The sequence below is a fragment of the Microcystis sp. M53598_WE2 genome (genome assembly GCF_030067735.1).
In the GTDB taxonomy this organism is placed as follows: domain Bacteria; phylum Cyanobacteriota; class Cyanobacteriia; order Cyanobacteriales; family Microcystaceae; genus Microcystis; species Microcystis aeruginosa.
Window position 1 is genome coordinate 1 of sequence record NZ_JASJFE010000259.1, and the last position, 5,226, is coordinate 5,226.

General features: G+C 42.6%; 6 protein-coding genes. 2 read left to right on the forward strand and 4 right to left on the reverse strand.

Annotated elements, in window-relative coordinates; all coding sequences use genetic code 11:
• From PX636_RS05455 to PX636_RS05465, 3 genes are all read right to left on the reverse strand, one after another.
• Window positions 1-1,318, reverse strand: a 1,318-nt coding sequence (locus tag PX636_RS05455) for an AAA family ATPase (RefSeq protein ID WP_288116431.1), incomplete at its 3' end; no start/stop codon positions are given.
• A gap of 271 nt (window positions 1,319-1,589) precedes the next feature.
• Window positions 1,590-2,039 (reverse strand): type II toxin-antitoxin system VapC family toxin, encoded by a 450-nt coding sequence (locus PX636_RS05460; protein WP_004163205.1) that lies wholly within the window; start codon window positions 2,037-2,039, stop codon window positions 1,590-1,592.
• Window positions 2,039-2,266, reverse strand: a complete 228-nt coding sequence (locus PX636_RS05465; protein WP_004163204.1) for a hypothetical protein — start codon at window positions 2,264-2,266, stop codon at window positions 2,039-2,041. Before PX636_RS05465 ends, PX636_RS05460 begins: the two co-directional genes overlap by 1 nt.
• Before the next feature lie 209 nt (window positions 2,267-2,475).
• Here PX636_RS05465 and PX636_RS05470 point away from each other — a divergent pair, with 209 nt between their 5' ends.
• Entirely contained in the window at window positions 2,476-2,814 is a 339-nt protein-coding gene (locus tag PX636_RS05470; protein WP_004163203.1) for a rhodanese-like domain-containing protein, read from the forward strand.
• Between the two features lie 157 nt (window positions 2,815-2,971).
• Window positions 2,972-4,048 carry a heat-inducible transcriptional repressor HrcA gene (gene hrcA, locus PX636_RS05475; RefSeq protein ID WP_287972094.1) on the forward strand — a complete coding sequence of 359 codons (1,077 nt, stop codon included), beginning with the start codon at window positions 2,972-2,974 and terminating at the stop codon, window positions 4,046-4,048.
• Here hrcA and PX636_RS05480 read toward each other — a convergent pair.
• Entirely contained in the window at window positions 4,035-4,328 is a 294-nt protein-coding gene (locus PX636_RS05480) for a hypothetical protein (protein ID WP_002760270.1), read from the reverse strand. The genes hrcA and PX636_RS05480 overlap by 14 nt on opposite strands.
• Window positions 4,329-5,226 lie beyond the last annotated feature (898 nt).

The window sequence follows — 5,226 nt, forward strand, 5'->3', positions numbered from 1 at the left end:
AATTGAGAGCTTCCTCTCTTAGTAGAGGAATACGATCAATTTCTGTCTCTAATTGTTGCCGATTTCTTTGCAGTTGTTCCCGACGAGCATTAATCCTGGCTTTTTCCCGTTCCAACTGCATATTTAAATCAGCTTTTCGGCTATTTAAAGGAGCATATTTTAAAGCTAATCTATCCAATTCCTGAAGACGTTGACGATGATAATTTAATTTCTCTAATCCTGCTTGAATATCCCCCGCTTGCTCGATAATTTTTTGAGTTTCTTGTTCCTGTCTTCCCAATTCTTCTAAACGAGCGCTCGTTTGTTGGATGGGAAGGGTAAATTCGTTAATTTTTTGCTGTAATTTCTGTTCTAATTGTTGTTTATCATACTGGGCCTGTTGCCAAGCTTGTAATTGACTTGACAAACTGGCCTCTTTCTGGTCTAAATTGATTAGGCGCTCGTGTGCAGTAATAATGTCATTTTTGCGATGAAGAATAGTCCTAATTTGATTTAATTGATTGTCTAGACTAACTTTTTCCCGGTCTAATCTCTCGATTTCTGCTAATAAAGCTCGCTCCTGTTCTCTTTGCCACTGCAGCTGTTTTTCCCAATTCTGACGCTGATTTTCTTCCCCCTGTAGTTGCTGTAAACGCCGATTATTTACCTCTTGTGCTTGATTAATTTGGTTAATTTGGGTGCTTAACTCTTGCAGCTGTTGCTGATAAGAATTTTTCTCCTGAAGACGGAGTTTGATAGTTTCTACTTGCTGCTCGATCTGGAGGGACTGTCCATCAAATTGTTTCGATATTTCCTTAGCTTTATTTGCTAAAATTTCATAGCGATCGAGTTGCAATAATTCTGCTAAAATCTGTTTACGACCACTGGGAGGCTGTTTCATAAACTCGTCCGCTTGTCCCTGCCGTAAATAAGCAGAATTAATGAAAGTTTTATGGTCTATTTTCAGATAAGTATTAATCTGTGCTTGAGTATCTTTAATACTTTTACCCGATAAAGGACGAAAACTCTGATCATTAATCACCTGAAAATCTAAACCAGAAGCTTTCCCTCCCCGGTGACGACTACGGATAATTTTATAGATTTCTCCCCCATAACTAAACTCGAAATCTACCCGCGCATAATCGCTGCCCGCATGAATCACATCATCAGCAATCGAGGTGCGACTTTCTCCCCAAATTGCCCAAGTAATTGCTTCGAGTAAAGAGGATTTTCCCGCACCATTGGCACCACAAATACAGGCAGTATGTAATCCGCGAAAATCTAGCACTGCCTCGCGATAACTGAGAAAATTTTTCAGGGTTAATTGTAGGGGAATCATAAGCTGGGGAGGTGGGGAAGTGGGGAAGTGGGGAGGTGGGGAAGTGGGGAAGTGGGGAGGTGGGGAGGTGGGGAAGTGGGGAGAATACAGTACAACTTAGAAATTAATCAGAGGACAAAAAACCGAGGACAAGATAGCTTCAGCGCAATACATCTGGGTGAATCTATTCGGTATCAATAACTCTCTCCTACAATAACCTCTAATCAAAGCTTAACTGAAATCCAGCCGGGGGCAAATGCGCTTTTTTGGTTCTCCGCAATTCTCCTCACCATTAGGGATTAAGTAAGTCTTGCGGCTGAAGGATGATGATATTAGGAAGGGGAACAAAGTCATCAGGATTAAAGGTTAATAAATGAGTGATACTATGAGCTTTCATAACAGCCAGAAGCCTAATATCGTGAGTACTTTTTCCCTTGATGTTATAGTCAGTGACTAATTGAAACCAAAGGGTAAATATCTCTGGCGTTTCTTCGAGGACAGTGAATCTGGTTAGAAATTGATTGATTTGATTTTTAGTTCTTTCAGGAGTCCAGCCTAACCCATTAACCTCAGTAGGACGGGTGGCAACTACCCAAAACTCAATGATAATTTGTGAGGTCAAGCAGCATTTATGTCCTTGCTCTATTAAGATATAGGTCGCATCTCTTGCTAAGGCATAATTAGCGGAAATTCGGTCACTCAGCCTCAGTAAAATATTAGTATCAAATAGATATTTAGCCATTAGTCATAGATAGTTTCACGCCCTAAGGCTTCATCGGGTAATCCCGGGGTATCCTTGGGTTGACTTTCCAGAAATTTTAGCCAATCTTCTGCTTTTTCTTGGGAGGTCATCTCTTCAATTTTTGGCGAAGTTATCTGAGTTAGAAATTGGCTGAAGTTTAAGACTTCTTGTTGTTTTTCTAAAGGAAGTTTTCGCAAGTTTTCGATAACGGCTTGTTCAATATTCATCAAAATTCAGCTTGTCGATTAATCGGCGTACTAAAAAGCATCAATCTCTTCAATACCTGCCCTTTCCCCATTATATCACCCCCCCGCTCTGGCACTGACCAAATCCCCCCACTTGGCTGGGATATTATTCCTACGCAAGTCCCTAACCGCTCAGGGTCCCTCGATTTGCTACTCTAAAGGAAAGATAACCGATTCTTAAGACCAAATCTATGAGCATTCCCGAAATTAGCGTCCATGAACTCGCTCTCCGTTTAGCTGATCATGATCCTAATTTACAACTTATTGATGTGCGCGAACCAGAGGAAGTTGCGATCGCATCTGTGGCCAGTTTTACCATTTTACCCTTGAGTCAATACCGAGAATGGTCGCCCACTATTGCCACCCAATTCACCCCCCAAGCAGAAACCCTCGTTATCTGTCACCATGGCATGAGATCCCTGCAAATGTGCCAATGGCTACAAAGTCAGGGTTTTACTAATGTTAAAAATATTAACGGCGGCATCGATGCTTATGCCCTCCTCGTCGATCCTAATATTCCCCGTTACTAATTTTGATCGCCTCCATCGGGAAAAGAGAGGGGTAAACTATCCCCTTTCTCCCCACGGAGGACTGACTACTGATAACTGATAACTGATAACTGATAACTGATTAAGCGTTATACTGTCTAAAAAAATGTTATAAATCTTTTGTTAAGATTATTCCCCTATGTCCGCTAGAACCCATCTCAGCGATCGCTATCAACATATCTTAAAGGCGACAATCCAACATTATATCGCCACGGCCGAACCGGTTGGCTCGAAAACTCTACTCGATGAGTACAAATTTACTGTTAGTTCCGCCACGATTCGCAATGCTCTCGGTAAACTAGAAAAAGAAGGTTTACTCTATCAACCCCACACTTCCTCCGGACGCATTCCCTCCGATTGGGGTTATCGTCTCTACGTCGATGAGTTGATGACTCCCGATGACCGTATCGGCGAAAAAATCGGCTATTATCTGCATCAAAATGCTAAATCTCCCGCTTGGAGTCTCGAAAGTCTGCTGCAACGGGCCACCCAACTTTTAGCCGGTTTAAGCGGTTATATCGCTATCGTTACCCTCCCCCACACCCTCACCAATACCCTGCGTCATCTGCAATTAATCCCTGTCTCAGCCAAGCAGATTATGTTAATTATTGTTACAGATAGTTTACAAACACGCTCGGTTATGATAGAGATTCCTGAGTCTATGGCAACGGACAAGAAGGATGGATTAGCAGAAGAATTACAAATCCTCTCTAATTTTCTCGGGGAAAAATTAAAGGGTTATTGCTTGGCAGATTTAATTAACCTCGATTGGCAGCAAATCGAGCGAGAATTTACCCGTTATACCCATTTTCTCCAACAATTAAGCCAAGAAATCGGCGCTAGTCTCCAATCCACTGCCACCCCGGAGATTATCGTCCATGGTGTCGCTGAAGTCATTCGACAGCCAGAATTCGCCCAATGGCAACAAGTACAAATGTTACTGCATCTATTAGAAGCAGAACAGGATCGCCTTTTACCCCTGATTTTACAAAGACCAGAACCAGAAAAATCAGCTAAAAAAGTCAAAATCACTATTGGTTCCGAAAATCCTCTGGAATCCATGCGCCCTTGTACTCTTATCTCCGCTTTTTATAAACAGGGAGATACTCCCGTCGGTAGTGTTGGCATTATCGGACCGACGCGAATGTTATACGAAAATACTATTCCCCTGGTGGAATCCACCGCTAACTATCTCAGCGAGGCTATAAGTAAGTAGATATCCCCCGCAAAGGTTCGGGAATGGGACAATCGACAGTAAACTCTAAAATTGTCTCACCATCCCCCAAATAGCCAGAATTGGCAAAACAGAGCAACATCCGCACCAGCGCCACCCACACCTCCGCATCGAACTCCCAATCCTGTCCCCGACGCGCTCCACAGGCGATCGATTTTAGCGCCCAAAAATAACTATTTCTCACCACTGAACCGCCTTTTTTGTAAACCGGCACATCCTCATGGTGAATATAAAGAATATCATCTTTAGCGATCGCTCTCATCGGTGGCTAGGAAGGTTGCGGGAATTTTCAGTTGACTGTCCTAGATAGGGCTGGCTGAATAAATGTGAAATGTAGGCATGGTAAGGGTTTTGTGGCTTTTCTTGCGAAACAGGTCCAAGATTTTGAGAGAATCGTGCTTCAAAACCTGGCGTCTTCATCGGCCCGCGTCCTGTAGGGGCGAAGCATTCGGATAGAAAATCTACGGTTTCACCGATAGGTTATTGCCCGAATGCTTCGCCCCTACTTTTTCAGCAGACCCTAGATAATAACATCTTTAGCGATCGCTTGGGTCGCGCCAGAAAACCCACTATAACATTTTTCTTTCTTTCTCACAAATATGAAGTATAATGTCATCGATAGCTAAACCGCACAAAAAATGAAATCCTATCCAGTAGAGTTCCGTCAGAAAATCCTCGACTGTTATTATAACGAACCCATCTCTCAAAGACAATTAGCGAAAAGATTCTGCGTAACCCTAAGTTTCGTACAAAAGCTTTTGAAGCAATATCGAGAAACGGGAGATCTTCGACCGAAGACTTATCGATGTGGACGTCATTTAAAACTCACGCCAGAACAAATGATCGTCCTCGGTACGTTAATTGAGGAAAATAATGACGCAACTCTAGCTGAACTATCAACACTATTCCTAGAAAGAACTGGTATAGTGTTAAGTGTGGCGACAGTGGCAAGAATAGCCGAACGCTTGAGAATAACCCGCAAAAAAAACTATACAACCACCCGCACAAGAGACAGAAAAACTACAACAACTTAGACAAGAATAGAAAGTAAGTGGGTGGGTGGAATTAAATATAAGATGAACGTAGGTTGGGTTGAAGCATGAAACCCAACGCCCGCTCATGTTACGCTACCGCTAACCCATCCTACAAATAATTATGCC